The 23571-nt window shown below is 71.5% G+C and carries 21 protein-coding genes and 1 pseudogene; 12 read left to right on the top strand and 10 right to left on the bottom strand.

What is annotated here, in order from left to right:
* Positions 1 to 86: 86 nt before the first annotated feature.
* On the bottom strand, positions 87 to 1745 hold the full coding sequence (locus tag G4G93_RS31660; RefSeq protein ID WP_206290133.1) for a tannase/feruloyl esterase family alpha/beta hydrolase: 1659 nt from the start codon (positions 1743 to 1745) through the stop codon (positions 87 to 89).
* A gap of 210 nt (positions 1746 to 1955) precedes the next feature.
* On the opposite strand from G4G93_RS31660, the gene G4G93_RS31655 reads away from it, so the two are divergent.
* Entirely contained in the window at positions 1956 to 2507 is a 552-nt protein-coding gene (locus G4G93_RS31655) for a DUF3237 domain-containing protein (protein ID WP_206290132.1), read from the top strand.
* Between the two features lie 290 nt (positions 2508 to 2797).
* Here G4G93_RS31655 and G4G93_RS31650 read toward each other — a convergent pair whose 3' ends face one another.
* The 3 genes from G4G93_RS31650 to G4G93_RS31640 all read right to left on the bottom strand — a co-directional run bounded on the left by G4G93_RS31650 (position 2798) and on the right by G4G93_RS31640 (position 4950).
* Positions 2798 to 2989 (bottom strand): hypothetical protein, encoded by a 192-nt coding sequence (locus G4G93_RS31650; RefSeq protein ID WP_165091078.1) that lies wholly within the window; start codon positions 2987 to 2989, stop codon positions 2798 to 2800.
* 124 nt (positions 2990 to 3113) lie between these two features.
* The gene (gene aroB, locus G4G93_RS31645) at positions 3114 to 4223 is read right to left on the bottom strand and encodes a 3-dehydroquinate synthase (protein ID WP_312892309.1); all 1110 of its coding nucleotides are present in this window, start codon (positions 4221 to 4223) and stop codon (positions 3114 to 3116) included.
* A 43-nt stretch (positions 4224 to 4266) separates the two neighbouring features.
* Positions 4267 to 4950, bottom strand: a complete 684-nt coding sequence (locus G4G93_RS31640) for a shikimate kinase (protein ID WP_165091073.1) — start codon at positions 4948 to 4950, stop codon at positions 4267 to 4269.
* Positions 4951 to 5195: 245 nt separating this feature from the next.
* Here G4G93_RS31640 and G4G93_RS31635 point away from each other — a divergent pair, with 245 nt between their 5' ends.
* From G4G93_RS31635 to G4G93_RS31615, 5 genes are all read left to right on the top strand, one after another.
* Positions 5196 to 5342 carry a histidine kinase gene (locus G4G93_RS31635; protein ID WP_165091070.1) on the top strand — a complete coding sequence of 49 codons (147 nt, stop codon included), beginning with the start codon at positions 5196 to 5198 and terminating at the stop codon, positions 5340 to 5342.
* Positions 5339 to 6259, top strand: a complete 921-nt coding sequence (locus tag G4G93_RS31630; RefSeq protein WP_165091067.1) for a site-specific tyrosine recombinase XerD — start codon at positions 5339 to 5341, stop codon at positions 6257 to 6259. Before G4G93_RS31635 ends, G4G93_RS31630 begins: the two co-directional genes overlap by 4 nt.
* A 78-nt stretch (positions 6260 to 6337) precedes the next feature.
* Positions 6338 to 7408, top strand: a complete 1071-nt coding sequence (locus G4G93_RS31625; protein ID WP_165091065.1) for an endonuclease/exonuclease/phosphatase family protein — start codon at positions 6338 to 6340, stop codon at positions 7406 to 7408.
* 127 nt (positions 7409 to 7535) lie between these two features.
* Positions 7536 to 8291, top strand: a complete 756-nt coding sequence (locus tag G4G93_RS31620; protein ID WP_165091062.1) for a FadR/GntR family transcriptional regulator — start codon at positions 7536 to 7538, stop codon at positions 8289 to 8291.
* Between the two features lie 17 nt (positions 8292 to 8308).
* The gene (locus tag G4G93_RS31615; RefSeq protein ID WP_165091060.1) at positions 8309 to 9250 is read left to right on the top strand and encodes a dihydrodipicolinate synthase family protein; all 942 of its coding nucleotides are present in this window, start codon (positions 8309 to 8311) and stop codon (positions 9248 to 9250) included.
* 162 nt (positions 9251 to 9412) lie between these two features.
* Here G4G93_RS31615 and G4G93_RS31610 read toward each other — a convergent pair whose 3' ends face one another.
* The 5 genes from G4G93_RS31610 to G4G93_RS31590 all read right to left on the bottom strand — a co-directional run bounded on the left by G4G93_RS31610 (position 9413) and on the right by G4G93_RS31590 (position 17439).
* Positions 9413 to 11389, bottom strand: coding sequence for a transketolase (locus G4G93_RS31610; protein ID WP_165091057.1), 1977 nt, complete (start codon positions 11387 to 11389; stop codon positions 9413 to 9415).
* Positions 11390 to 11516: 127 nt separating this feature from the next.
* A complete protein-coding gene (locus G4G93_RS31605; RefSeq protein WP_165091055.1) occupies positions 11517 to 12665 on the bottom strand; it encodes an acyl-CoA dehydrogenase family protein in 1149 nt (382 codons plus the stop codon).
* Between the two features lie 88 nt (positions 12666 to 12753).
* On the bottom strand, positions 12754 to 13962 hold the full coding sequence (gene pimC / locus G4G93_RS31600) for a pimeloyl-CoA dehydrogenase large subunit (RefSeq protein ID WP_165091052.1): 1209 nt from the start codon (positions 13960 to 13962) through the stop codon (positions 12754 to 12756).
* Positions 13963 to 14053: 91 nt separating this feature from the next.
* Complete coding sequence (locus tag G4G93_RS31595; protein WP_165091050.1) at positions 14054 to 16159, bottom strand: 3-hydroxyacyl-CoA dehydrogenase NAD-binding domain-containing protein; 2106 nt, start codon at positions 16157 to 16159, stop codon at positions 14054 to 14056.
* Between the two features lie 77 nt (positions 16160 to 16236).
* Positions 16237 to 17439 carry an acetyl-CoA C-acyltransferase gene (locus tag G4G93_RS31590; protein ID WP_165091047.1) on the bottom strand — a complete coding sequence of 401 codons (1203 nt, stop codon included), beginning with the start codon at positions 17437 to 17439 and terminating at the stop codon, positions 16237 to 16239.
* A 243-nt stretch (positions 17440 to 17682) separates the two neighbouring features.
* Between G4G93_RS31590 and G4G93_RS31585 the strand changes: the two genes are divergently transcribed.
* Positions 17683 to 18456: an SDR family oxidoreductase gene (locus G4G93_RS31585; RefSeq protein ID WP_165091045.1), complete on the top strand. Its 774-nt coding sequence runs from the start codon at positions 17683 to 17685 to the stop codon at positions 18454 to 18456.
* Between the two features lie 118 nt (positions 18457 to 18574).
* Positions 18575 to 20311, top strand: coding sequence for a class I adenylate-forming enzyme family protein (locus G4G93_RS31580; protein ID WP_165091042.1), 1737 nt, complete (start codon positions 18575 to 18577; stop codon positions 20309 to 20311).
* Between the two features lie 107 nt (positions 20312 to 20418).
* On the opposite strand, the gene G4G93_RS31575 is transcribed toward G4G93_RS31580, so the two are convergent.
* Positions 20419 to 20754: a PilZ domain-containing protein gene (locus G4G93_RS31575; protein WP_165091040.1), complete on the bottom strand. Its 336-nt coding sequence runs from the start codon at positions 20752 to 20754 to the stop codon at positions 20419 to 20421.
* 175 nt (positions 20755 to 20929) lie between these two features.
* Here G4G93_RS31575 and G4G93_RS31570 point away from each other — a divergent pair, with 175 nt between their 5' ends.
* From G4G93_RS31570 to flgF, 4 genes and pseudogenes are all read left to right on the top strand, one after another.
* Positions 20930 to 21478, top strand: a complete 549-nt coding sequence (locus G4G93_RS31570) for a hypothetical protein (protein WP_246737146.1) — start codon at positions 20930 to 20932, stop codon at positions 21476 to 21478.
* Positions 21479 to 21632: 154 nt separating this feature from the next.
* A pseudogene (locus G4G93_RS36840) lies at positions 21633 to 21959 on the top strand (DUF1217 domain-containing protein); the annotation flags it as partial.
* A gap of 267 nt (positions 21960 to 22226) precedes the next feature.
* Complete coding sequence (locus G4G93_RS36835; RefSeq protein ID WP_409513832.1) at positions 22227 to 22835, top strand: DUF1217 domain-containing protein; 609 nt, start codon at positions 22227 to 22229, stop codon at positions 22833 to 22835.
* Positions 22836 to 22842: 7 nt separating this feature from the next.
* Positions 22843 to 23571, top strand: a complete 729-nt coding sequence (gene flgF, locus G4G93_RS31560) for a flagellar basal-body rod protein FlgF (RefSeq protein WP_165091037.1) — start codon at positions 22843 to 22845, stop codon at positions 23569 to 23571.

Here is a 23571-nt window from a genome sequence, read left to right as displayed (position 1 = left end):
CGTGGGTTTCTCCCCTCCCCGCGGGCGGTGAGAGGAGAAACCCACGCCGCCTCGTCGCGCAGGATTGATCGGCGGATCGACGCGCCTCACGGCGCCTTGCAGGAAAAACTCTCCGCCTCGTCCGCCTCGCCGCCCTGGTACCGCGCCTCCCGCGGGAAGGGGCAGAGCGGCCGGGTGCGGCCCGGGAAGGCGGTGCCGCGGGCGAGCATCCGGTCTGGCGCCCGGCCGCCTTCGACCCAGGCCTCGATGGCCGACAGGGGATCGAAATCGTCGAGCGCGGGGCCGCCGCCGCAATGGGTCATGCCCGGCACCAGGAACAGCCGCGCCCGCTCCGAAAACGCCGGCGCGCCGCCGTTGTGGCGGGCCAGCTCCTGCCAGTGCCCGACGAGGTCGCGCGCGGAGAAGACCGGGTCGGCGACGCCCTGGTAGACGAGGAGCCGGCCGCCGCGGGCGGTGAAGGTCGACAGGAAGGTGCCGGTCGGATCGTTGATCGTGGCGGTCTCGGCAATGCGCGGCGTGTCGCGGTCGAAGTCGAAGCGGAGCGCGTCGAAGCCCGGATCCGGCGGAGTGAGGAAGTAGTTCGCGATCGCGGCCGGCCCGAGCGTCGCGTTGCGGGCGTTCGGTACCGCAGTCTTCGAGGTGCCGAGCTTCCAGGCCCGCCAGCCCGGCGCTGCGAGGCCCGGATCCCACGGCCAGGAGGCGTAGACCGGACGTCCCTGCGAATCGTGGGCACCGCCGAAGCTCCGTCGCAGCGCTTCCACCTGCGGTCGGCTGAGGCAGGCCGCGCCCTTGTCGCCCGGGCAGGCGAGGCTCGCGGGGTCGAAGCGGCAGGAGGCGACCGCCTCCACCGCCCCGTCCATAAGACCGTCGGCGGCGTCGCAGGTCTTGAGCACCGCACCGGCGACGAGGGCGAGGTCGGCCTCGCTGAGCGCCTCGGCGAGAACCGGCCTGCCCTCCTGGTCCTTCGGGGCGGCGGAAAGGAAGGCCTGCGTGTCCCAGACCTGGCCGAGCGCCGCGCGGGTGAGCCGGAAGGCCGGGGCGCCGGCCACGATCCCGTCGAAGGCGGCGGGGAAGCGGGTCGCCGCCATCAGCGCGGAGCGGCCGCCGTTGGAGCAGCCCATGAAATAGGCATGCGCCGGGGCGCGGCCGTAGCGGGCGGCGATCAGGCCCTTCGCCTCCCGTGCGACGGTGCCGACCGCGCCGTAGGCGAAATCGATCCGCGCCTGCTGGTCGAGGCCGAACGAGGCGTCGGCATTGTCGCGGCCGCGATGGCCGGAATCGGTCGAGGCGACGGCGTAGCCTCGCAGCAGGGCCGGCGGCGCCGTCGCGCCCGAGACCGGGATCGCGCCGAGCGCCTCGCCGACCACGCCGTCGAGCCCGCCGCCGCCCTGGAACAGGAAGCGGCCGTTCCACGCCTCCGGCAGGCGGAGCTGGAAGCCGATGCCGTATTCGACGCCCCCTGCCCCGACGCGGGGGTCGATTATGCCCTCGACGAGGCAATGGGCCGGCAGGGCCGCCTTCGCCCGAGCGGCCCCGGTGAGCGCGGCGCGGCCCGGGTTGTCGGCCGGCAGGGTGCCGGCGGGGATCGCCTCGGCGCGGGTGATGCGCAGGTCCGGCCGGACGAGCCGCGCAAGGTCGCCGCAGGCGAGCGGGCCGCCCAAGGCCGGCGAGAGGAAAACCGGCGAGAAGAGAAGAGGCAGGGAGAGGCCGGTCAGGCCGAGGACGACCGGACGGAAGCGCCCCACCCTTCCCGTCCCGCTCCTCCGGGTCGCGCCGCGCAGCATGATCGCTCCTCCCCCAGGGTTTCGCCGCCACTCGGCCGCGGCCGGGGCGGCCCGTCAAGCGACCCCAGGGAATTCGACCTGAAAAACGCTGCGGCAGTGCGTCCGCTGCCCTGTCGCTGCTTCTCGCCCGAGCGCATGATCGCTCGACGACGACAGACAGGGAGGATCCCGATGGCCGACCGAGACGTTCCGCATCCCGACCGGCGCACCCTGCTCCTTGCCGGCGCCAGCCTCGCCGTGGCGGGGCCCGCTTTTGCGGCGGAGACCTCCGCTCCGCTCACCGACCGGCCTCTGGTGATGCCGAGGACGGAATTCGTCTACGAGGCCGTGGTCGAGATCGCTCCGCTGGTGCCGCTGGGCGATTCGCCGCTCGGCGAGCGCCGCATCGTCCCGATCACCGGCGGGCGCTTCCAGGGGCCGCGGCTCCGCGGCACGGTCCTGCCTGGCGGCGCCGACCGGCAACTCGTGCGCAAGGACGGCGTGCGGCGCCTCGATGCCCTCTACGAGATGAGGACAGAGGACGGCGCGATCCTGACCGTGCGCAACCAGGTGACGATCGATCCGGGCCGCGACGGCGCGCCGGATACTCGCTTCTCGACCATCGACGTCACGGCGCCCGAGGGGCCGCATGCCTGGCTCAACCGGCTGGTCCTGGTCGGCACGCTTGCCAGCCTGCGACCGGCGCAGGAGGCGGTGCTGGTCCGGGCGTTCCGGTTGGCGTGACCCATGGCCGGAGGCGGGCGGAGACAACGGGAGCGCCCGCCATGCGTGCCGCCGAGCCACGCGATGCTCCGACGGCTTCCTCTCTTTCCTCAAGGAAGGGCCGGAGGGAGAGTGCTGGAAACTGGACGACGGGGTGCCGCTGAAGACCCCGCGGCCGACGCGGCGGCACGACGGGATCCCGGCCACTTTCCTCGAGGTCCTGCGCCAGCACCGGGCCGGCACGCCAGCCCCTGGCGCCCGTCCGGCCCGAGCCGTGTGCCGGTCCCGGGCGCGGATCGTCGCGCCCGACGTCATCGTGGCGATTCGACGATGGACGGGATGGATGGCCTTTGCATCACGTCCGCGCCGCTGGTGGTGGTCGAGGTGCTGTCGCCGAGCGACAGGTCCCGGCGCCGGGCCTCCGGCTCGCGACCTACGCCGCCGATCCGTCGAGCGTGGGCGTCGTGCTGGTGGGGCAGGATCGGCGTTCGGTGACGAGGCATCGCCGCGATCCGGAAGGCGGCCTTTCGCCCAGCATCCGCGCCGACGCCGTCGATCTGCCGGAGATCGGCGGGACGCCGAGTCTCAAGACGATCTACGACGACTTGCCGCTCACCCGAGCTGTTTTCACCCCAGCTCCGCCGACAGAAACTCCCTTACCGCTCCCGCGTCGATCCCCGGGGCGATGAAGCTCTGGCCGATCCCCCGCGCCAGGATGAAGGTGAGCGCGCCGTCGCGGACCTTCTTGTCCTGGCGCATCGCGTCGAGGAGCTGGTCGGCGTCGCCGCAGCCGCCCGGGACCTGGGCGAGCGTGGTCGGCAGCCCGGCGAGCGCCAGGTGGTTGGCGACGCGGCCGGCATCCTGGCCCGGGCACAAGCCCAGCCGGGCCGAGAAGCGGAAGGCGAGGCAGAGCCCGATCGCCACCGCCTCGCCGTGGACGAGGCGGGCGGAATCGTAGGCCGTCAGGCGCTCGAGCGCATGCGCGAAGGTGTGGCCGAGATTGAGCAGCGCCCGCTCGCCGTCCTCGCGCTCGTCGCGAACCACCACCCCGGCCTTGGCGCGGCAGCAGGACGCCACCGCTTCCTCGCGGGCCGGGCCGCCGGCGAAGATCTCGGCGAGGTTCGCCTCGCACCAGGCGAAGAAGGCGGGATCGTCGATCAGCCCGTACTTCGCCACCTCGGCATAGCCCGCGCGCATCTCGCGCATCGACAGGGTGTCGAGGGAGGCGGTGTCGGCCAGCACCAGGCTCGGCTGGTGGAAGGCGCCGACGAGGTTCTTGCCGTGGGGCGAGTTGATCCCGGTCTTGCCGCCGACCGAGGAATCGACTTGCGCGAGCAGCGTGGTCGGCGCCTGGACGAAGCGCACGCCCCGGCGGAGCGACGCGGCGGCAAAGCCCGCCAGATCCCCGACGACGCCGCCGCCGAGCGCGAGCACGAGGTCGCCCCGCTCGATCCGGTGGGCGATCAGCCCGTCGCAGACCTGGGCGAAGCCGGCATAGCTCTTCGAGCCCTCGCCCGGCACCACCGCGATCAGGGCGGTGCGCTGGCCGGCTTCCGCCAGCGAGGCGGTGACGGCCTCCCCGTAAAGCCCCGCCACGGTCTCGTCGCTCACCACCGCGACGGCGCGGGCCTTCAGCGCCGCGACGCGGGGGCCGATCTCGGCGAGGAGCCCCCGCCCGACCAGGATGTCGTAGGCCCGGCCGCCGTCGAGGGGCACGTGAACGGTCTGGCTTTGCACGGGTCTCACATCCGGTCGTCGGGGTCGTTCGGGGCGAAGGCGGCTATTGCGCGGCGAGGGCCTGGCCGGCGGGTTCCGGCTGGCCGGCGGATTCCGCACCGTCGGCATCCGACCGGTCTCCCGGCACCTCGCCCGGCAGGGCTCCCGCCGCATCGCCCGCGATGTAGGCGTCGAGGGCTTCGAGCACGTCCTGCACCACCCGGTCGTGCGAGACGTCGCGCGACAGCACCATCACGTCGGCCCCGCCATAGACGGGGTAGCGGATGTCCATCAGGCGGCGCATCGTGCCCTCGGGATCCTCGTTCTGCAGCAGCGGCCGGCCGGGACGCTTGCGCACCCGGCGCATCAGCACGTCGAGATCCGCCTTGAGCCAGACCGAGACGCCGGCCTCGGCGATGCGGGCCTGGGTCTCGGGCCGCATGAAGGCGCCGCCCCCCGTGGCGAGCACCATCGGGCCCTCGCGCAGCAGGCGGGTGATCACCCGCTCCTCGCCGTCGCGAAAGCTCGGCTCGCCGTAGATGGCGAAGATGTCCGGGATGGTCAGGCCGGCCGCCGCCTCGATCTCGTGGTCGGCATCCTTGAAGATCAGGCCGAGGCGCCCCGCCAGGCGCTTGCCGACGGTGCTCTTGCCCGCGCCCATGAGCCCGACCAGCACGATCGAGCGCAGGCCGAGGCCCCGGCGCACGCGCGACTCGATCGACTGCTCATGGAGGGGACGCTGGTTCATGCGGCGTTCTTTAGCCTGTTTTTCGCGCAGGGCGAAACGGCGGAAACGGAAAATCCCGCCTCTGGATGCCGGCCCGCCGGCCCGGCCGCGGAGGCGCCCGCGCAACAGCCGCCGGCATTCCGCCGGAGGGGGCGCCGGCGACCTTGCCTCCGGGGGCCGCGCGTGGTCGAACCGACGGCCAAGGCGGCCGGCGCGGGGCGTCCGCGCCGCTCGTTGTCACGCGTAGCTCCGGGGACCCCTCCGACGTGCCGACTCTCTTCCGCTTCCTGGCCGTGGTGGCGATCCTGGCCGGGCTCGCCTTCGCGGCGATGTTCGCGCTCGCCACCTTCGTCGAGCCGACGCCGCGCGAGATCACCGTCACCATTCCCAACGCGAAGCTGCAGCCGAAATGAGCGCCCCGGCCCCCCAGGGCCTGATGCACGCCTATCTCGACATGCTGGCCGCCGAACGGGGTGCGGCCGCCAACACCCTCGCGGCCTACCGGCGCGACCTCGACGACTACCTCGCCCATCTCCAGGGCAAGCGCCTCGCGCCGGGCGAGGTCGAGGCGTCGGGAATCCGCGCCTACCTCGCCGAGCTGGAGGCGCGGGGCCTCAAGAGCACCTCGGCGGCGCGCCGGCTCTCCTGCGTGCGCGGCTTCCACCGCTTCCTCTACGCGGAGGGGCTGACGGAGAGCGACCCCACCGCACCGGTCTCCGGGCCGAAGCGCGGCCGCGGCCTGCCCAAGGTGCTCTCGGTCGCCGAGGTCGACCGGCTGCTCACCGTCGCCCAGGAGGCGATTGAGCGGGCACCCACGCCCGGTGAAGCGGCCCGGGCCGGGCGGATGCACTGCCTGATCGAGCTCCTCTACGCCACGGGCCTGCGCGTCTCGGAACTGGTCGCCCTGCCCCGCGCCGCCGGCGCCACCAAGGAGCGGTTCCTGGTGGTGCGCGGCAAGGGCGGGCGCGAGCGGCTGGTGCCGCTGACCGACATCGCCCGCAAGGCCATGGCGGCCCATCTCGCGACCCTGGCCGCGCCGGGCCCGTGGCTGTTTCCCGCCGACAGCGAGGCCGGCCACCTGACCCGCCAGGCCTTCGCCCGCGACCTGAAGGCCGTGGCCGCCGCCGCCGGCATCCGCACCGACCGGATCAGCCCGCACGTCCTGCGCCACGCCTTCGCCAGCCACCTGCTGCAGAACGGTGCCGACCTGCGGGTGGTGCAGGAACTCCTCGGCCATGCCGACATCTCGACGACGCAGATCTACACCCACGTCCTCGACGAGCGGCTGAAGCAGATGGTGCGCGACCTCCATCCCCTGGCGAGCGCCTGACGGCCGGGTGGCGCCGGGCGAGGCGCCGACCTATCTCGCTCCCCGGAGGCGGCGCCAGGCCGCCGCGGGGAAAGCAGCGTGCCGGTCTCGACTCTGTCCATCGTCGCGCAGGCCCTGGCCGCGCTCCTCATCGTCGCAACGCTGCTGCCGTTCTGGCGCAGCCGCGCCGGCCTGGTGCGCACCTTCGACTTCCCGCGCTTCCAGGTTGCGACCGCGATCCTGCCGGTCCTGCTCCTCCTGGTGGTGGCCGGGCACGATCCTGTGTCGCTCGCCCTCGGGATCGGGCTGCTCGCGGCGCTCGGACTGCAATTGCGGCACATCCTGCCCTTCACCCGCCTGACCCGCCCGACGGCCGCGGCGGCGCCGGCCGATGCGGATCCGGGAACGTGCGTGTCGATCCTGATCGTCAACGTGCTGCAGTCGAACCGGGCCTACGACCGCCTGCTGCGGCTGGTGGAGCGACGCGATCCGGACATGATCCTGGCGCTCGAGACCGATGCGGGCTGGCGCGACGCGCTCCGCCCCTTGCGGGCGCGCTATCCCCACGGGGTCGACCAGGCGCAGGGCAACACCTACGGGCTGATGCTCTATTCGCGCCTGCCGCTCGACGACCTGCAGGTGCGCTTCCTCGTCGAGGACGACGTTCCGTCGGTGCGCGCCCGCGTCACACTTCCCTCCGGCGAGCGCTTCACCTTCCACGGCGTGCATCCGCGCCCGCCGCATCCGGGCAACAGCAGCGCGACGCGGGACGGCGAGCTGGTGCTGGTCGCCCGGGAGGTCGAGCGGGAGGGCGGTCCCACGATCGTCGCGGGCGACCTCAACGACGTCGCGTGGTCGCGCACGACGCGCCTGTTCCAGGCGATCGGCGGCCTCCTCGACCCACGGGTCGGGCGCGGCGCCTATCCGACCTTCCACGCCCGCTGGCCGATGCTGCGCTGGCCGCTCGACCACGTCTTCTTCTCCGAGCACTTCCTGGTCGCCCGGCTGGAGCGGCTGGAGACCGTCGGCTCCGACCATTTCCCGATCCTGATCCGGTTGTGCCGCCACCATGCCGCCGAGACGGCGCAGGAACCGCCGGCAGCCGATGCCGAGGACCGGCGGGAAGGCGCCGAGGCGGTGGCGGAGGCGCGGGAAGCGGCCCAGTCCTGATCGTGCAGCGACCGTAGAAGCCAACCGGCAAAAGTCAGACAGTATGACTATTCAGCGGGGCGGCGGCGTGGTGTAAGGGTCCGGCCGGCGCCGCGGGGCGCCTCGTCCCGGCGGATTCCCAGCACCGATGCGCGCACCCCTCGCTCCATCCCACGCCCGGGCAGCGGCCGGCCTCGTGGTGATCCCGTCGGGGCGGACGCGGTCGAACCACGCCGAGGTGGCGCGCAGCCTCGGCACCGCGATCATCGCCGGCCGCTACGCGGCGGGTGCCAAGCTGCCGGGGGACGGCGAGTTGCTGGCGGCCTTCCGGGTGTCGCGGCCGGTCCTGCGCGAGAGCGTCAAGACGCTGGTGGCCAAGGGGCTCCTTACCACCAAGGCCCGGGTCGGCACGGTGGTGCGCGACCGCGCGGCCTGGAACATGTTCGATGCCGACGTGCTCGCCTGGCATCTCGAGGCCGGGATCGACCGGTCCTTCCTGCGCGACCTGGCCGAGATCCGCCTCGCCGTCGAGCCGGCGGCGGCGGCGCTGGCGGCCGAGCGCCGGACCGCCGACGACCTCGCCGCCCTGGAGGCGGGCCTGGCGCGGATGCGGGCCGAGCCGTCCGATTCCGACGGATTCGCCGAGGGCGACCTCGCGCTCCACGTCGCGATCGCGGTCGCTTCCGGCAATCCGTTCATGCGCTCGATCGGCGGGGTGATCGAGGTGGCCTTGCGGGCCTCGTTCCAGCTCAGCGCCCCGGTCGCGACCGCCGAGCGCGAGACGACGCTGGCGGCGCATGCCGCCATCGTGGCGGCCATCGCGGCGCGCGACCCGGCGGGCGCGGCCGAGGCCGTCCGCCACGTCATCCACAACGGCCTGCGCCGCCACGGCGCCGCGGCTTGACCTACGGAGGACCAGCCATGATCACCGACACGAGGGCGACGGCGCCCCGCCCCTATCGCGGCGTCTTCCCGGTCGCCCCCACGGTGTTTCACGAGGACGGCACCCTCGACCTCGACGGCCAGCGCCGGGCGATCGACTTCATGATCGAGGCCGGCTCGCACGGCCTGTGCATCCTCGCCAACTTCTCCGAGCAGTTCGTCCTCACCGATGCCGAGCGCGAGGAGGTGATGACGGCCGTATTGGAGCACGTCGCCGGCCGCGTGCCGGTGATCGTCACCACGACCCACTTCGCCACCCATATCTGCGCCGCGCGCTCGCGCCGGGCGCAGGACCTGGGCGCCGCCATGGTGATGATCATGCCGCCCTATCACGGGGCGACGATCCGGGTGACCGAGGCCGGCATCGAGCGGTTCTTCCAACAGGTCTCCGACGCGATCTCGATCCCGATCATGATCCAGGACGCCCCGGTCTCCGGCACCTCCCTCTCGGCGTCCTTCCTGGCGCGGCTCGCCCGCGAGGTCGAGAACGTGTCGTATTTCAAGATCGAGACCGCGCAGGCGGCAGCCAAGCTGCGCACGCTGCTGGAACTCGGCGGCGAGGCGATCGAGGGCCCGTGGGACGGCGAGGAGGCGATCACCCTGCTCGCCGATCTCGATGCCGGCGCCACCGGTGCCATGACCGGCGGCGGCTACCCGGACGGCATCCGCCAGATCCTCGACCCCTATGTCGGCGGGCGGCGCGACGAGGCGGTGCAGGCCTATGGCCGCTGGCTGCCGCTGATCAACTACGAGAACCGCCAGACCGGGCTCGCCGCAGCCAAGATCCTGATGAAGGAGGGCGGAATCATCCGCTCGGATGCCGTTCGCGCACCGCTGGAGTTGCCGCATCCGGCGACCCGGGCCGGGCTGATCGAGATCGCCCGGAGCCTGGATGCCGCCGTGTTGCGCTGGGGGCGGTGAACACTCTCCGCCCTCCCGGAATCCAAGGTTCCGGCCCCCGGGAGGGCGGGATGCGGTGAGGTCGAGCATTTTCCGACGTAGCGGATACCGATTCGTCGCAGAAAATGCAGCAAAATCAAAAACCAGGAGAGCTGCCCGATTGCAGCGCGATCGGGCGGTGCTCTAGAGCCGCGCCCTCACCTCATCCACCACCCGCTCCGGCGTGAAGCCGAAATGGCGTGCGAGGTCGGCCTCCGCTCCCGAGGCGCCGAAGCCGCTCATACCAACGAAGCCGCCCGCCTCGCCGAGGTAGCGGTCCCAGCCGAGACGCACCGCTGCCTCGATCCCGACCCGGACGGTGCCGGGCCCCAGGATCTCGCGGCGATAGGCGGCCTCCTGGCGCTCGAACAGCTCCCAGGACGGCATCGAGACCACCGCCGTCGGGATGCCCTCCTCCTCGAGCCGGCGACGCGCCTCGACGGCGAGCGCCACCTCGGAGCCGGTGGCGAGCAGCGTGACCCGGCGAGGACCCGAGGCCTCTTCGAGCACGTAGGCGCCGCGGGCGGACAGATTCTCGCCCGCGCCGTCGCGGCGCAGGGCCGGCAGCGCCTGCCGGGCGAAGATCAGCGAGGACGGGCCGGTGCGGTTCTGAAGCGCGATCTCCCAGCATTCCGCCGCCTCGACCGCGTCGGCCGGGCGCAGGACCAGCATGTTGGGGATGGCGCGCAGGGACACCAGGATTTCGACCGGCTGGTGGGTCGGCCCGTTGCGGCCGATGCCGATCGAATCGTGGCTGAACACGAACGGCACCGGCAGGCCCATCATGGCGGCGAGGCGCAAGACCGGGCGCAGGTAGTCGGAGAAGACCAGGTAGGTCACGCCGACCGGCACCACGCCGCCATGGGCGGCCATGCCGTTCATCATCGCCCCCATCGCGTGCTCGCGGATGCCGTAATGGACGTAGCGCCCGCCCTGATCCTCGGCGGTGAAGGCTCTCAGGCCGCGCTTGTGCTGGGTCGCGCCCTCCAGGTCCGGCGCGCCGGAGAGGAGTTCGGGGATCGCCTCGGCGAGGCGGTCGACCAGTTCGCCCGAGAGCGCAATGCCGGATTGCGCCTTGCCCGACCGGGCGGCCTCGTATCGGAACGCACGCAGCGGCGCCTCCCAGCCCTGCGGCAGCTTGCCCTCACGCAGGCGGTCGAGGAGGCGGCGGCGCTCCGGCGGCAGCGTGGCGACGCGGCGGGTCCAGGCCTCGAAGGCCGGAGCGTTGCGCTCACCCGCCGCGCGCCAGGCGGCGCGGATCTCGTTCGGGATCTCGAAGGCGGGGTGCGGCCAGTTCAGGGCCTTGCGGGCGGCCTCGCTCAAGGATGCCGGGATGCGGGCGGAGTGGGCTGCCCGGGTGCCCTCGACGCCGGGCAGGCCGCGGCCGATCACCGTGGTGCAGCGGATCATCGAGGGGCGCGGATCGGCCTTGGCGAGGAGGAGTGCCGCCGAGACCGCCTCGCTATCGTGACCGTCGACCTCCTGGACGTGCCAATGGCTCAAGCGGAATCGCGCCGCCATGTCGTCGCTCAGCGCGAGGTCGATCGCACCGTCATCGGTCATCCGGTTGTCGTCCCAGAGGAAGGTGAGCTTGCCGAGGCCCAGGTGGCCGGCGAGCGAGATCACCTCCTGGCCGACCCCCTCCTGCAGGCAGCCGTCGCCGACGAGGGCGTAAGTGCGGTGGTCGATGATGTCCGGCCCGAGCCAGCGGTTCAGGTAGGCTTCCGCCAGCGCCATGCCGGCGGCGTTGGCGATGCCCTGGCCGAGCGGCCCGGTGGTGGTCTCGATGCCGTGGGCCGGTGCGTATTCCGGATGGCCCTCGCAGGGCGAGCCGAGCTCGCGGAAGCGCTTGATGTCGTCGAGCCCGATCGCCTCGTAGCCCGAGAGATGCAGCAGCGCATAGAGCAGCATCGAGCCGTGGCCGTTCGACGCGACGAAGCGGTCGCGGTCGAACCACAGCGGCTCGCGGGCTAGGAACTTCAGGTGGCGGGTGAAGAGCGCCGTCACCGTGTCGGCGGCGCCGAGCGGCGTGCCCGGATGTCCCTCGCCCACCCGCTCGATGGCGTCGATGGACAGGAAGCGGATCGCATCCGCGAGCGCGCGCGGCTCGGTGCCGGTCATCGGGGTTCCTCCCGGGGATTGTCGGGTGCTCTTGAGGCGCGATCACCCAACAATCGCCCGGGGCGGAACTCAAACGAGTTTTATCCGCGCCGAGATGAGCGGGATTCATCTCCCGCCCGGTCGTGCCTCAAGCGGCGATCAGCCCGCCCATCCGGGCGACCCGACCGAGATGGTGGTCGGCATCGCCGAACAGCTGGTCGATCATCGTGACCCGCTTGAAGTAGTGGCCGACGCTGTACTCCATGGTGACGCCGACGCCGCCATGGAGCTGCACCGCGCCCTGGCCGACGATGCGGCCGGAGCGGCCGATCTGCACCTTGGCCCCGGCGATGGCGCGGGCGCGCTCTTGCGGGTCGTCCTCGCCCGCCATCATGGTGGCGAGGAAGGCCATCGAGCGGGCCTGCTCCAGGGCGATGAACATCTCGGCGGCCCGGTGCTGGAGCACCTGGAACGACCCGATCGTCACCCCGAACTGCTTGCGGGTCTTGAGGTACTCGACCGTCAGCGTGTGCATCCGGTCCATGGCGCCGACCGCCTCGGCGCAGAGCGCGGCGATCGCCTCGTCGGTGACCCGCTCGATCACCGGGAGCGCGCCAGTGGGATCGCCGATCACCGCATCGGCCCCGACCCGGACCGAGGACAGCGAGACTTCCGCGGCCCGCATCCCGTCCTGGGTCGGGTAGCCGCGGCGCGAGACGCCCTCGGCATTGGCCTCGACCAGGAACAGGCCGATGCCGTCGCGGTCGCGGCGCGACCCGCCGGTGCGGGCCGAGACGATCAGCCGGTCGGCGCTGTCGCCGTGCAGGACCAGCGACTTCTCCCCCTCCAGCACCCAGCCGTCGCCGTCGCGGCGCGCGGTGACGCCGACGTCGTTGAGATCGTAGCGGGCCTGGCGCTCGGAATGGGCGAAGGCGTAGCGGGTCTCGCCGGCGATGAGGCCGGGGAGCCATTCGGCGCGCTGCTCGGGGCTCGCGGCGTGGCGCAGCACGCCGCCGGCAAGCACCACCGTGGCGAGGTAGGGCTCGAGCGCCAGCGCGCCGCCGAACGCCTCCATGACGATCATGGTCTCGACCGGCCCGCCGCCGATGCCGCCATCCTCCTCGGAGAACGGCACCGCGAGCAGGCCCTGCTCGGCGTAAGCCGCCCACATCGCCTTGGAGAAGCCCTCGGGCTCGCGGCCGTGGCGCCTGCGTGCCTCGAAATCGTAGCGGTCGGCGAGGAGCCGCTCCACGCTGTCCTTGAGGAGGCGCTGCTCCTCGCTCAGATCGAAATCCATCGGGTCGTATCCGTTCGCCGGTGCCGAGAAGCGGCTTAGTTCGTTCGTCCCGCCCTCGACCTCGTCCTGTGAGGTCGAGGGCGGGCAGTCAGAGCCCCAGGATCGCTTTCGCGATGATGTTCTTCTGGATCTCGTTCGACCCGCCGTAGATCGAGATCTTGCGCCAGTTGAAGTAGGTGGGCGCGGCGGGGCCCGCCCAGTCGGGCCCGACCGGCGGCTCGTTGCTCAGATGCTCGTCGCCCTCGTCTTCCGGCACGTAGGGCAGGGCGTAGGGGCCGACCACTTCCAGCAGCAATTCGGTCGTGGCCTGCTGGATCTCCGAGCCCTTGATCTTGAGGATCGAGGAGGCCGGGTCGGGCTTGCCCTTCTCGCGGGTACGCTCGGCGGCGACGACGCGCAGCTGGGTCATCTCCAGCGCCTTCAGCTCGATCTCGAGCGCCGCCAGCTTCTCGCGGAAGCGCGGGTTCTCCAGAATCGGCGTGTCGCCGACCCGCTCCAGCGCCGCCAGTTCCTTCAGGCGCCGGATGCGCTGCTTCGAGACGCCGACGCGGGCGATGTTGGTGCGCTCGTTGCCGAGCAGGAACTTGGCATAGTCCCAGCCCTTGTTCTCCTGGCCGACGAGGTTCTCGACCGGCACCTTGACGTCGTCGAAGAAGACCTCGTTGACCTCGTGCCCGCCGTCGATGGTCTGGATCGGCCGCACGGTGATGCCCGGCGTCTTCATGTCGATGAGGAGGAAGCTGATGCCCTCCTGCTTCTTCACGGTGGCGTCGGTGCGCACCAGGCAGAAGATCCAGTCGGCGTGCTGGCCGAGCGTCGTCCAGGTCTTCTGGCCGTTCACCACGTAGTGGTCGCCCTCGCGCACGGCCTTGGTCTTGAGCGAGGCGAGGTCGGAGCCGGAGCCGGGCTCGGAGAAGCCCTGGCACCACCAGTCGTCGATGTTGGCGATGCGGGGCAGGAAGTGCTTCTTCTGCTCCTCGTTGCCGAACTGCGCGATCACCGGACCGACCATGTAGACGCCGAATTGCAGCGGCGACGGCGCCGGGAAGCTCTGGAGCTCATCGAGGAAGATGTACTGGCGCACCGGATCCCAGCCGGTGCCGCCCCATTCGACGGGCCAGTTCGGCACCGCCCAGCCCTTCTTGTTGAGGATCTTCTGCCAGGTGACGATGTCGTCCTTCGATGGATGACGGCCGTCGATCAGCTTCTGGCGGATCTCCTGCGGGAGGTTCTCTTGGAAGAACGTACGGACTTCCTGACGGAAGGCGCGCTCCTCGGGGGTGAAGCGAAGGTCCATGGGTGCCTCCTCGGGAGGTGAATTGTTCTCGATATTGGCTGAACGCCCAACCCTCCCCCCTCTGCGGGGGAGGGTTCACCTGCGTCGCGCCTTACAGGTCCTTGAAGCCCTTGCCCTCGGCGGCAAGCCGCTCCAGCAAAGCCGACGGCTTGAACGCGTCGCCGTACTCGGCCTGATAGGCACGCAGGCGCTCCAGCACCTTGGGCAGCCCGATCGTGTCGGCCCAGAACATCGGCCCGCCGCGATAGACCGGCCAGCCGTAGCCGTTGATCCACACGATATCGATGTCCGAGGCCCGGATCGCCTTGCCCTCTTCGAGGATCTTCGCGCCCTCGTTGACCATCGGGTAGAGGCAGCGTTCCAGGATCTCCTGGTCGGTCGCGTCCTTCCGCTTCACGCCCTGGCGCTCGGCGACCTTCGCGATGATCTCCTCGGTGACCTTGGAGGGCGTGGCCTTGCGCCTGGCGTCGTAGTCGTAGAAGCCGGCGCCTGTCTTCTGGCCGCGGCGGTCCTGCTCGCAGAGCAGGTCGCGCACGCTCTCCGACTTGTTGGTCTCCCGGCTCCAGCCGATGTCGAGACCCGCGAGGTCGCTCATCGTGAACGGGCCCATCGGCAGGCCGAAATCGTAGATCACCCGGTCGACGTCCCAGGGGGTGACGCCCTCCAGGATCAGGCGGTTGGCCTCGCGCTGGCGCTCGGCCAGCATGCGGTTGCCGACGAAGCCGTGGCAGACCCCGACCAGCACCGGGATCTTGCCGACCTTCCGGCCGATCTGCATCGCGGTGGCGATCACGTCCTTGGCGGTCTTCTCGCCGCGCACGACTTCCAGCAGGCGCATGACGTTGGCCGGCGAGAAGAAGTGCATGCCGATCACGTCGGCCGGCCGGCTGGTCATCGCGGCGATCGCGTCGATGTCGAGATAGGAGGTGTTCGAGGCGAGGATCGCGCCGGGCTTGGCGATCTTATCGAGCTTGGAGAAGATCTCCTTCTTGATGCCCATGTCCTCGAACACGGCCTCGATGATGAGGTCGCACTCGGCGAGCTTTTCCAGCTCCAGGGTGTCGGAGAGGAGCCCCATCCGGGTCTCGACATCCTCCGGCTTCAGCCGGCCCTTCTTGGCGGTGTTCTCGTAATTGGTGCGAATGGTCTTGAGGCCGCGGTCGAGCGCCTCGCGCTTCGTCTCGACGATCGTCACCGGGATGCCGGCGTTGAGGAAGTTCATCGAGATGCCGCCGCCCATCGTGCCGGCGCCGATCACGCCGACGCGGGCGATGGGCCTCGCGGGCGTGTCGTCCGGCACGTCCGGGATCTTGGCGGTCTGGCGCTCGGCGAAGAACACGTGGCGCTGCGCCGCCGACTGGGTGCCGGAGACGAGTTTCTGGAATTCCGCGCGCTCGAAGGCCAGCCCCTCGTCGAAGGGCAGCCGGCAGGCGGCCTCGATGCAGGCGATGCAGGCCTCGGGCGCCTCGAAGCCGCGGGTCTTGCGGGCATTCTCCTCGCGGAACGCCGCGAACAGGCCCGGATTCTCGCGCCCCTCGGCGATCTTGTCGTCGCGGTCGCGGATCTTGAGGAGCGGCCGGCCTTCCGCCACCACCCGCTCCGCGAAGGCGACCGCGTGGGCGCGAAGACCGTCCTCCGGGGCCAGCTCGTCGATCAGTCCCATCGCGGCGGCCGCCTTGGCGCCGATCGGCGAACCGCCGACGATCACCTCGAGGGCCTTTCGGGGTCCCACCACCCTCGGCAGCCGCTGCGTGCCGCCGGCGCCCGGCAGGATGCCGAGCTTGACCTCCGGCAGGCCGACCTTGGCCGACGGCACCGCCACCCGGTAGTGGCAGGCGAGCGCCGTCTCGAGCCCGCCGCCCAGCGCGTTGCCGTGAATCGCCGCGACGACGGGCTTCGAGGCCGCCTCGATGCGGTTGAGGAGGTCCGGCAAACTGACCCCGCTCTGCGGCTTGCCGAACTCGGTGATGTCGGCCCCGGCCGAGAACATCCGGCCGCCGCCGATCAGCACGATCGCCGTGACGGCGGAATCGGCCTCCGCGGCCTCGACCGCCGCCAGGACGCCCTGGCGGAGCGCGGTGCCGAGCGCGTTGACCGGGCCGGATTGCAGCGTCAGCACCGCCACCGCACCGTCGCGGGCGGTCGCGACCACGTTGTCGTTGGTCGGCGTACCTTGGGCGTTAGTATCGTGCGCCATATCCCAAACAATCCCTCTGCCGGCGTCCTCCGGGCGCCTCTTGCCGGGCGCCGTCACGAGCCGGGATGGTGGCAGGTTCAGTAGATCTCGAACAGGCCCGCGGCCCCCATGCCGCCGCCGACGCACATCGTCACCACGCCGTACCTGGCGCCGCGGCGCCGGCCTTCCAGCAGGATGTGGCCGGTCATGCGCGCGCCCGACATGCCGTAGGGGTGGCCGATCGAGATCGCGCCGCCATTGACGTTCAGGCGCTCGTCCGGGATGCCGAGCCGGTCGCGGCAATAGAGAACCTGGCTGGCGAAGGCCTCGTTCAGCTCCCACAGGTCGATGTCCTCGACCGTGAGCCCGTGCTGCTTGAGGAGCTTGGGCACCGCGAAGACCGGGCCGATCCCCATCTCGTCCGGGTTGCAGCCGGCCACCGCCATGCCGCGATAGGCGCCCAGCGGCTTCAGGCCCCGGCGCTCCGCCTCCCGCGCCTCCATCAGCACCACGGCCGCCGCCCCGTCCGAGAGCTGGCTGGCATTGCCGGCGGTGACGAACCGCCCGTCCTTGACGCGCTGGCCGTCCTTGAACACGGGCTTGAGGCCCTGCAGGTCCTCGAGCCTGGTCTGGGGCCGGTTGCCCTCGTCCTGCGCGAGGGTGATGTCCTTGTGCGAGACGGCGCCGGTCGCCTTGTCGACGACGGCCATGCGGGCGGCCATCGGCACGATCTCGTCGGCGAACAGGTTGTCGGCCTGCGCCTTCGCGGTCCTCTGCTGCGACCGCAGGGCGTAGGCGTCCTGGGCCTCGCGGCTGATCTTGTAGCGTTCCGCCACGTTCTCGGCGGTCTCGATCATCGTCATGTAGATCGCCGGCACATGCTCGACGAGCCACGGATCCTGGCCCCGGAAGCGATTGATCTTGTCGTTCTGGACGAGCGAGATCGACTCGAGGCCGCCCCCCACCGCGACGTCGAGCCCGTCGGTGACGATCTCCTTCGCCGCCGTGGCGATGGCCATCAGGCCCGAGGCGCATTGCCGGTCGAGGCTCATGCCGGCGACCGTCTCCGGGAGACCGGCGCGGAGCGCCGCCTGACGGGCGATGTTGCTGCCGGTCGAGCCCTGCTGGAGGGCGGCGCCCATCACCACGTCGCCGATCTCGGCCGGGTCGATGCCGGCGCGCTGCACGGCATGGGCGATGGCGTGCCCGCCGAGCGCCTGGGCTTGCGTGTCGTTGAAGGCGCCCCGGTAGGCCTTGCCGATGGGGGTGCGCGCAGTGGCGACGATGACGGCTTCCCGCATCACGGTTTCCTCCGACCGCCCCGTCCGCCGCTCTGACGGCGGGGCGGGGTTCTGCCTCATTATCGGGGATTGGGTATGGAGTCGCAAGGGCTCCAAACTCGGGCTCGGGCCAGCGGCGCGGCCCTCGTTCCGTCCTCCCCACGGCCGCGTTTTCGAAAACACGGCTTGCTTAATTGTCATACAGGGCTAAGGTCGCGTCAAAAGCAAGGCCTGTTTTGGCAGCGCCGACAGGGAGGATGCCGCATGCAGACGCCGCTCTTCGACCTCACCGGCCGCGTCGCGATCGTCACCGGCTCGTCGCGCGGCATCGGCCGCGCCATCGCCGAGCGCCTGGCCGAGCACGGGGCGAAGGTCGTCATCTCCTCGCGCAAGGCGGAGGCCTGCGCGCCCGTCGCCGAGGCGATCAACGCCCGCCACGGCGAGGAGCGGGCCGTGGTGATCCCGGCCAGCATCTCGTCGAAGAGCGACCTGGAGCGCCTGGCGAAGGGCACCGGGGACCGTTTCGGCCGCATCGACACCGTGGTCTGCAACGCCGCCTCGAACCCCTATTACGGGCCGATGAGCGGCATCTCGGACGACCAGTTCCGCAAGATCCTCGACAACAACGTGATCGCCAGCCATTGGCTGATCGGGTTCTGCGCGCCGGGCATGATCGCCCGCAAGGACGGGTCGATCATCCTGGTCTCGTCGGTCGGGGGCCTGAAGGGCTCGGGCGTGATCGGCGCCTACAACGTGTCGAAGGCGGCGGACTTCCAGCTCGCCCGCAACCTCGCGGTCGAGCTCGGCCCCCACAACGTCCGGGTCAACTGCATCGCCCCGGGCCTGATCCAGACCGACTTCGCCCGCGCCCTGTGGGAGGATCAGAAGTCCCGCGCCGCCTACACGGCCCGCACGCCGCTCGCCCGGATCGGGCAGCCCGACGAGATCGCCGGCGCGGCGGTGTTCCTGGCGAGCCCGGCCGGCGCCTTCATGACCGGCCAGAGCATCGTGATCGACGGCGGCCAGACCATCACCTGACCGGATGCACGGCCCGCCCCCTCGTCGCCAGCACCTCGGGATGATGTCGCGGGCGGGATAAACCATCCTCTCTCGAGAGAACCAGGCTCTCCGCGAGCCGCCAGTCACGAGTCTGCCGATGACCGAGCCGTTGACCGAGCCGTTGACCGAGCCGTCTTGGCCCGCCCTCTCCCTCGCCGAGGCGACCGCGCGCCTGACCGCGCCGGGGGCGCCCTTCGCCATCGCGGAAATCCCGATCCGCGGCGTGCCGACCCGGATCTGGGCCGGCGCGCCGCTCACCCTGCGCGACATCTTCGTGGCCGGGCGGGCGCATGGGAGCAAGACGTTCCTGGTCTACGAGGACGAGCGGGCGAGCTTCGAGGCGTTCAGCCGCGCCGCCCTGGCGCTGGCCGAGAACCTGATCCGGGGCGGCGTCCGCCCGGGCGACCGGGTGGCGATCGCGATGCGCAACCTGCCGGAATGGCCGGTGGCGTTCTTCGCCGCGATCCTGGCCGGCGCCATCGCGACGCCGCTCAACGCCTGGTGGACCGGCCCCGAGCTCGATCACGGCTTCACCGATTCCGGCGCCGCCGTCGCCATCGTCGACGAGGAGCGCTGGGCCCGCATCGCCGAGCGCCGCGCCGGCTACCCGGCCTTGGAGCGGGTGCTGATCGCCCGCGCGCCGGCGGCCCCCGGCACCGAGAGCCTGACCGACATCGTCGGCCCGGTCGCGTCCTGGGGCGGCCTGCCGGAGGGGAGCCTGCCGGAGGTCGCGATCGGCCCGGAGGACGTCGCCACCCTGTTCTACACCTCCGGCACGACCGGCCGCTCGAAGGGCGCGATCGGCACCCAGCGCGCCGGCGCCAGCAACGTGATGGCCCACCCGTTCTCGGCCGCCCGCGCCTTCCTGCGCCGGGGCGAACCGGTGCCGGCGCCGGACCCGTCCGCGCCCCAGAAGGTGGCCCTGCTCTCGATCCCGCTGTTCCACGTCACCGGCTGCTTCGCGACCCTGGTGACCAATCTCTTTCGCGGCGGGCGCCTGGTGATGATGCGCCGCTGGGACCTCGCCCGCGCCATGGATCTGATCGAGCGCGAGCGCTGCACCAGCGCCGGCGGCGTGCCGACGATCGCGTTCCAGCTCCTCGACGGCATGGCGGCCGGCACGCACGACCTGTCGTCGCTGGAGACCATCAGCTACGGCGGCGCCCCGGCCCCGGCCGAGCTGGTGCGCCGCCTGCGCGCCGCCTTCCCGAAGGCGCAAGCGGCCACCGGCTGGGGCATGACCGAGACCACCGCCACCTTCACCCACCACCAGGCCGAGGATTACGTCCACCGCCCCGACAGCTGCGGCCCGCCGCTGCCGGTCTGCGAGGCGAAGGCGGTCGATCCCGAGGGCAACGCCCTGCCGGCCGGCGAGGTCGGGGAATTGTGGGTCAAGGGCCCGGTCGTGGTGGCGGGCTACTGGAACCGGCCCGACGCCGATGCCGAGGTGTTTCGCGACGGCTGGCTGCGCACCGGCGACCTGGCGCGGATCGACGCCGAGGGCTTCGTCACCATCGTCGACCGGGCCAAGGACATGCTCATCCGCGGCGGCGAGAACATCTACTGCGCCGAGGTCGAAGCAGTCCTCCACGAGCACCCGGCGGTGGTCGACGCCGCCGTGGTCGGCATCCCGCATCCGACGCTCGGCGAGGAGCCCGGCGCCGTGGTGGCGATCGCCCGCGGCGCGGAAGCCAGCGAGGAGGAGCTGCGCGCCTTCGTGGCCGGGCGCCTCGCCGCGTTCAAGGTGCCGGTGCGCATCCTGCTCCACGACGAGATTCTGCCGCGCAACCCGAACGGCAAGATCCTGAAGAGCGAATTGAAGACGCTGTTCTGAGGGCTGTCCGGCTCATCCGGCGAAACCGGGCCCCTCCCGATCTTTCCGGGTCCGCGAGAGCGCAAGCCCGGGATCACCGTGTCGGGCGGAAACCGGGGCGCCCGGCCTCAGGCGAGGTAGGCCCCCGCCCCCTCGAACGTCACCCCGGCGAAATCGCCCCGGCGCCAGCGCAGGCGGACCGCGACCGTGCGCAGGTCGTCGCCGACGATGACCAGGGAGAAGGCCTCCGGCAGCGCGATGCGGGCCGGGACCCGCAGGCGCGCGCCCGCCACCGAGAGGTCCGCGACCTCGCAGGCGACGAGGCGGTCGGGGCCGAGGACGAGCCGCCCCTGCTGGAATACGCGCCGGCGCCGGCTGGCCCGCGGGATGGGGTCGGTCGTCCGGCCATCCGCCTTCTCGCCCTGCGCATCCTCGACGGCGCCGCTGTCCCGCAGGTCGGTCATGGATTCCCCGCACCGGGCCCCGGCGCCCGTCCGGCGACGCTTACGCCATTTCCGAGCGCCGCGGAAACCCGGCTCGCGCCGGTCCGGCCTCCCCGCTCCGTCATGTCGTTAACTCGTCGTCAAGCATGTTCCCTCACTGCTCATTAGCCATCAACGTCACGATCGAATCCCGGCCATGCCCAAAGCCCCGGCCACCTCCAAGCGTCCCTCCCTCCCCCCGGAGAGCCCGGTCGCCGGCCTGATCGCGCGCCGCCGGGCCCGCGAGGCGGCCGCGGAGCGGAGCGTGTTCGGAGGCATCATCCTGCTGGCGCTCACGGCCACGGGCTTTGCCGGCTACACCCTGTCCCAGCCGGCCCGCCCCTACGACGTGCAGGCAGTGCTGCCGGCGTCGTTCGGGCCCTTCGCCTGGAAGCGGACCGCTGCGGAAACCCGCGCCCCGGAGCCCGATCTCGATCCCCTGATCACCGGCGCGCTGCCCGACGCCCCGGCGGCGCCCGCCGCGCCGGCCGAGGCGAGGCCGGCGCTCAGCGTGCCGCCGCCCTCGGACTATGCCCTGCGCCGCGCCTCGGCCGGCCAAGCGGTGGTGGAAGGGCGCGACGGGATTCACCAGGTTGCCGTCGGCTCCATCCTGCCGGGCGCCGGCCGGGTGCTGTCGATCCGCAACACCGGCGCCGGCTGGATCGTGATCACCACCCAGACGATCATCGGACCGACCGCGCTGTGAGCAAGCCGCAGCAAGCCACGAGCGAGCCGCTGCAAGCCACAAGCAAGCGTGGCCGCCTAGGAACGGGGTCAGATCGGGGCCTCGCGCCGCCGCGGCCGACCGCAGCGGAGGGACGAGCCGGAGACCTGACGCCGTGACCACCCTGACGAGCTACATGCTCCTGTCGCGCAATCTCGCGACCTCGCTGCAGCGCAAGGGCGCCGAGCCGATCGTCGCGCGCGATACCGCCTATTACCAGGCCAATATCGGCAAGGTGAAGTCTGTCGACGACTTCATGGCCGACACGCGGCTCTATAATTACGCCGTCAAGGCCTACGGCCTCGAGGATATGGGCTACGCCAAGGCGTTCATGCGCAAGGTCCTGACCGAGGGCACGACCGATCCCGCCGCCTTCGCCAACCGGCTGGCCGACGACCGCTACGTCGCCTTCGCGCGGGCCTTCGACTTCACCCCCGGGCCCAGCGCCGCCGGCACCGACGCGGTGCTGAGCTCGACGGACCAGGTTCCGGCGGGCAGCGCACGCCTCTCGCTCCCCTTCGCGCTCGCCTCGACCTCCGACTTCTCCGGCACCAACGAGGCGCGCTTCACCCTGTCGTCGCAGGTCGACGCCTCCACGACGAAGACCGTGACCATCGTCCTCAACCAGGCGAGCCTCGCCGGCAAGGTCGCGGATCTCACCAAGGTCACTTCGGTCGAGATCGGCCGGGCGATCAGCAACCAGATCGACGCCTCGGGCCGGGACGGGCTGATGGGCAAGGTCCAGGTCGGCCTCGGCGTCAACGGCAGCCTGTTCTTCGAGAGCACGGGCTACACCGATCTCGGCCAGGACGGCGCCGCGGGCGGCATCGGCGCGGATGCCGACACCGTCTACCTCGCCGGCGGGAAGGTCCGTACCCTGAGCGTGACCAACGCCGCCCTGTCCGCGCCCGGCCAGACGGCGGTCGACATCGGCAACGGCATCGACGTCCCGCCCGACGCCAACGTCCAGACGGTGGTCGACGCCTACCTGCAGCAGAGCCTGGAGGCGGATGCCGGCGCTGAGGATACCGGCGTGCGCCTCGCCCTCTACTTCGCCCGCAAGGCGGCGACGCTCAACAGCGGCTACGACATCCTGGGCGACGCCGCCCTGACCCAGGTGGTCAACACGGTGATCGGCCTCCCGGCGACGAGCAGCGCCACCACCAGCGAGGCCCTGGCGGCGCGCGCCAGCCTGATCTCCTCGAAGGTCGACTTTTCGAGCTTCCAGGATCCGGCCAAGGTCGAGGCCTTCGCCCGGCGCTTCGCGGCGATCTGGGACGCGCAGAACAACACCGCCGTGGACCCGATCCTGGCGCTGTTCAGCAACAACGCGGCGTGAGGCGACGATGCAGAACAGCCTCTACGTCAACCTCTCGGCCCAGATCGCCCTCGACAAGCGGGTGACCGCCACCGCCAACAACGTCGCCAACATGGCGACGGCGGGCTTCCGCGCCGAGGAGACGAAGTTCTCCACCCTGCTCGCCCAGGCGACCAAGGGCGCGGTGGCCTTCGTCGGCACCGGCGACACCTACCTGTCGCGGGCCTCCGGCCAGATTACCAAGACCGATTCCCCCCTCGACGTCGCCATCCAGGGCGACGCCTGGCTCGGCGTGGGCGGTGCCTCCGGCCCCGTCTATACCCGCGACGGGCGCCTGACGATGGATGCGACGGGCCAGCTGCGCACCCTCACCGGGCAGCCGGTGCTCGATCCGGGTGGTTCGCCGCTGCTCCTCGACCCGCAAGCCGGACCGCCGACGATCGGGCGCGACGGCAGCATCTATCAGGGGACCAACCAAGTCGGCGCGCTCGGCCTCTACATCCTCGACAAGAAGGGCACGCTCAGCCGCGCGCCCGGCAATGCCGTGACTTCCAGCCTGCCGGTCCGGCCGGTCCAGGACTTCACCGGGATCGGGATCGTCCAGGGCTACACCGAGGGCTCGAACGTCAATCCGATCATGGAGATGACCAAGCTCATCACCATCCAGCGCGCCTTCGAGAGCGCCGCCACCGCGACCTCCGAGGCCGAGTCCTCGCTCCAGAGCGCCGTGAAGTCGCTCTCGCCGCAGGGCAGCTGA

Source organism: Methylobacterium sp. DB0501 (assembly GCF_011043735.1).
In the GTDB taxonomy this organism is placed as follows: Bacteria; Pseudomonadota; Alphaproteobacteria; order Rhizobiales; family Beijerinckiaceae; genus Methylobacterium; species Methylobacterium alsaeris.
This window is presented reverse-complemented; position numbering and strand designations above follow the sequence as displayed.

What these genes read in the sequence shown, in the direction of transcription:
- G4G93_RS31580 (WP_165091042.1), top strand. Translation starts at nt 18,575, where the DNA reads ATGACCGAGCCGTTGACCGAGCCGTTGACCGAGCCGTCTTGGCCCGCC.
- G4G93_RS31640 (WP_165091073.1), bottom strand. Translation starts at nt 4,950, where the DNA reads ATGAACCAGCGTCCCCTCCATGAGCAGTCGATCGAGTCGCGCGTGCGC.
- G4G93_RS31630 (WP_165091067.1), top strand. Translation starts at nt 5,339, where the DNA reads ATGAGCGCCCCGGCCCCCCAGGGCCTGATGCACGCCTATCTCGACATG.
- G4G93_RS36835 (WP_409513832.1), top strand. Translation starts at nt 22,227, where the DNA reads ATGGGCAAGGTCCAGGTCGGCCTCGGCGTCAACGGCAGCCTGTTCTTC.
- G4G93_RS31590 (WP_165091047.1), bottom strand. Translation starts at nt 17,439, where the DNA reads ATGCGGGAAGCCGTCATCGTCGCCACTGCGCGCACCCCCATCGGCAAG.
- flgF (WP_165091037.1), top strand. Translation starts at nt 22,843, where the DNA reads ATGCAGAACAGCCTCTACGTCAACCTCTCGGCCCAGATCGCCCTCGAC.
- G4G93_RS31610 (WP_165091057.1), bottom strand. Translation starts at nt 11,389, where the DNA reads ATGACCGGCACCGAGCCGCGCGCGCTCGCGGATGCGATCCGCTTCCTG.
- G4G93_RS31575 (WP_165091040.1), bottom strand. Translation starts at nt 20,754, where the DNA reads ATGACCGACCTGCGGGACAGCGGCGCCGTCGAGGATGCGCAGGGCGAG.
- G4G93_RS31615 (WP_165091060.1), top strand. Translation starts at nt 8,309, where the DNA reads ATGATCACCGACACGAGGGCGACGGCGCCCCGCCCCTATCGCGGCGTC.
- G4G93_RS31605 (WP_165091055.1), bottom strand. Translation starts at nt 12,665, where the DNA reads ATGGATTTCGATCTGAGCGAGGAGCAGCGCCTCCTCAAGGACAGCGTG.
- G4G93_RS31595 (WP_165091050.1), bottom strand. Translation starts at nt 16,159, where the DNA reads ATGGCGCACGATACTAACGCCCAAGGTACGCCGACCAACGACAACGTG.
- G4G93_RS31650 (WP_165091078.1), bottom strand. Translation starts at nt 2,989, where the DNA reads ATGCCTCGTCACCGAACGCCGATCCTGCCCCACCAGCACGACGCCCAC.
- G4G93_RS31655 (WP_206290132.1), top strand. Translation starts at nt 1,956, where the DNA reads ATGGCCGACCGAGACGTTCCGCATCCCGACCGGCGCACCCTGCTCCTT.
- G4G93_RS31585 (WP_165091045.1), top strand. Translation starts at nt 17,683, where the DNA reads ATGCAGACGCCGCTCTTCGACCTCACCGGCCGCGTCGCGATCGTCACC.
- G4G93_RS31570 (WP_246737146.1), top strand. Translation starts at nt 20,930, where the DNA reads ATGCCCAAAGCCCCGGCCACCTCCAAGCGTCCCTCCCTCCCCCCGGAG.
- pimC (WP_165091052.1), bottom strand. Translation starts at nt 13,962, where the DNA reads ATGGACCTTCGCTTCACCCCCGAGGAGCGCGCCTTCCGTCAGGAAGTC.
- G4G93_RS31620 (WP_165091062.1), top strand. Translation starts at nt 7,536, where the DNA reads ATGCGCGCACCCCTCGCTCCATCCCACGCCCGGGCAGCGGCCGGCCTC.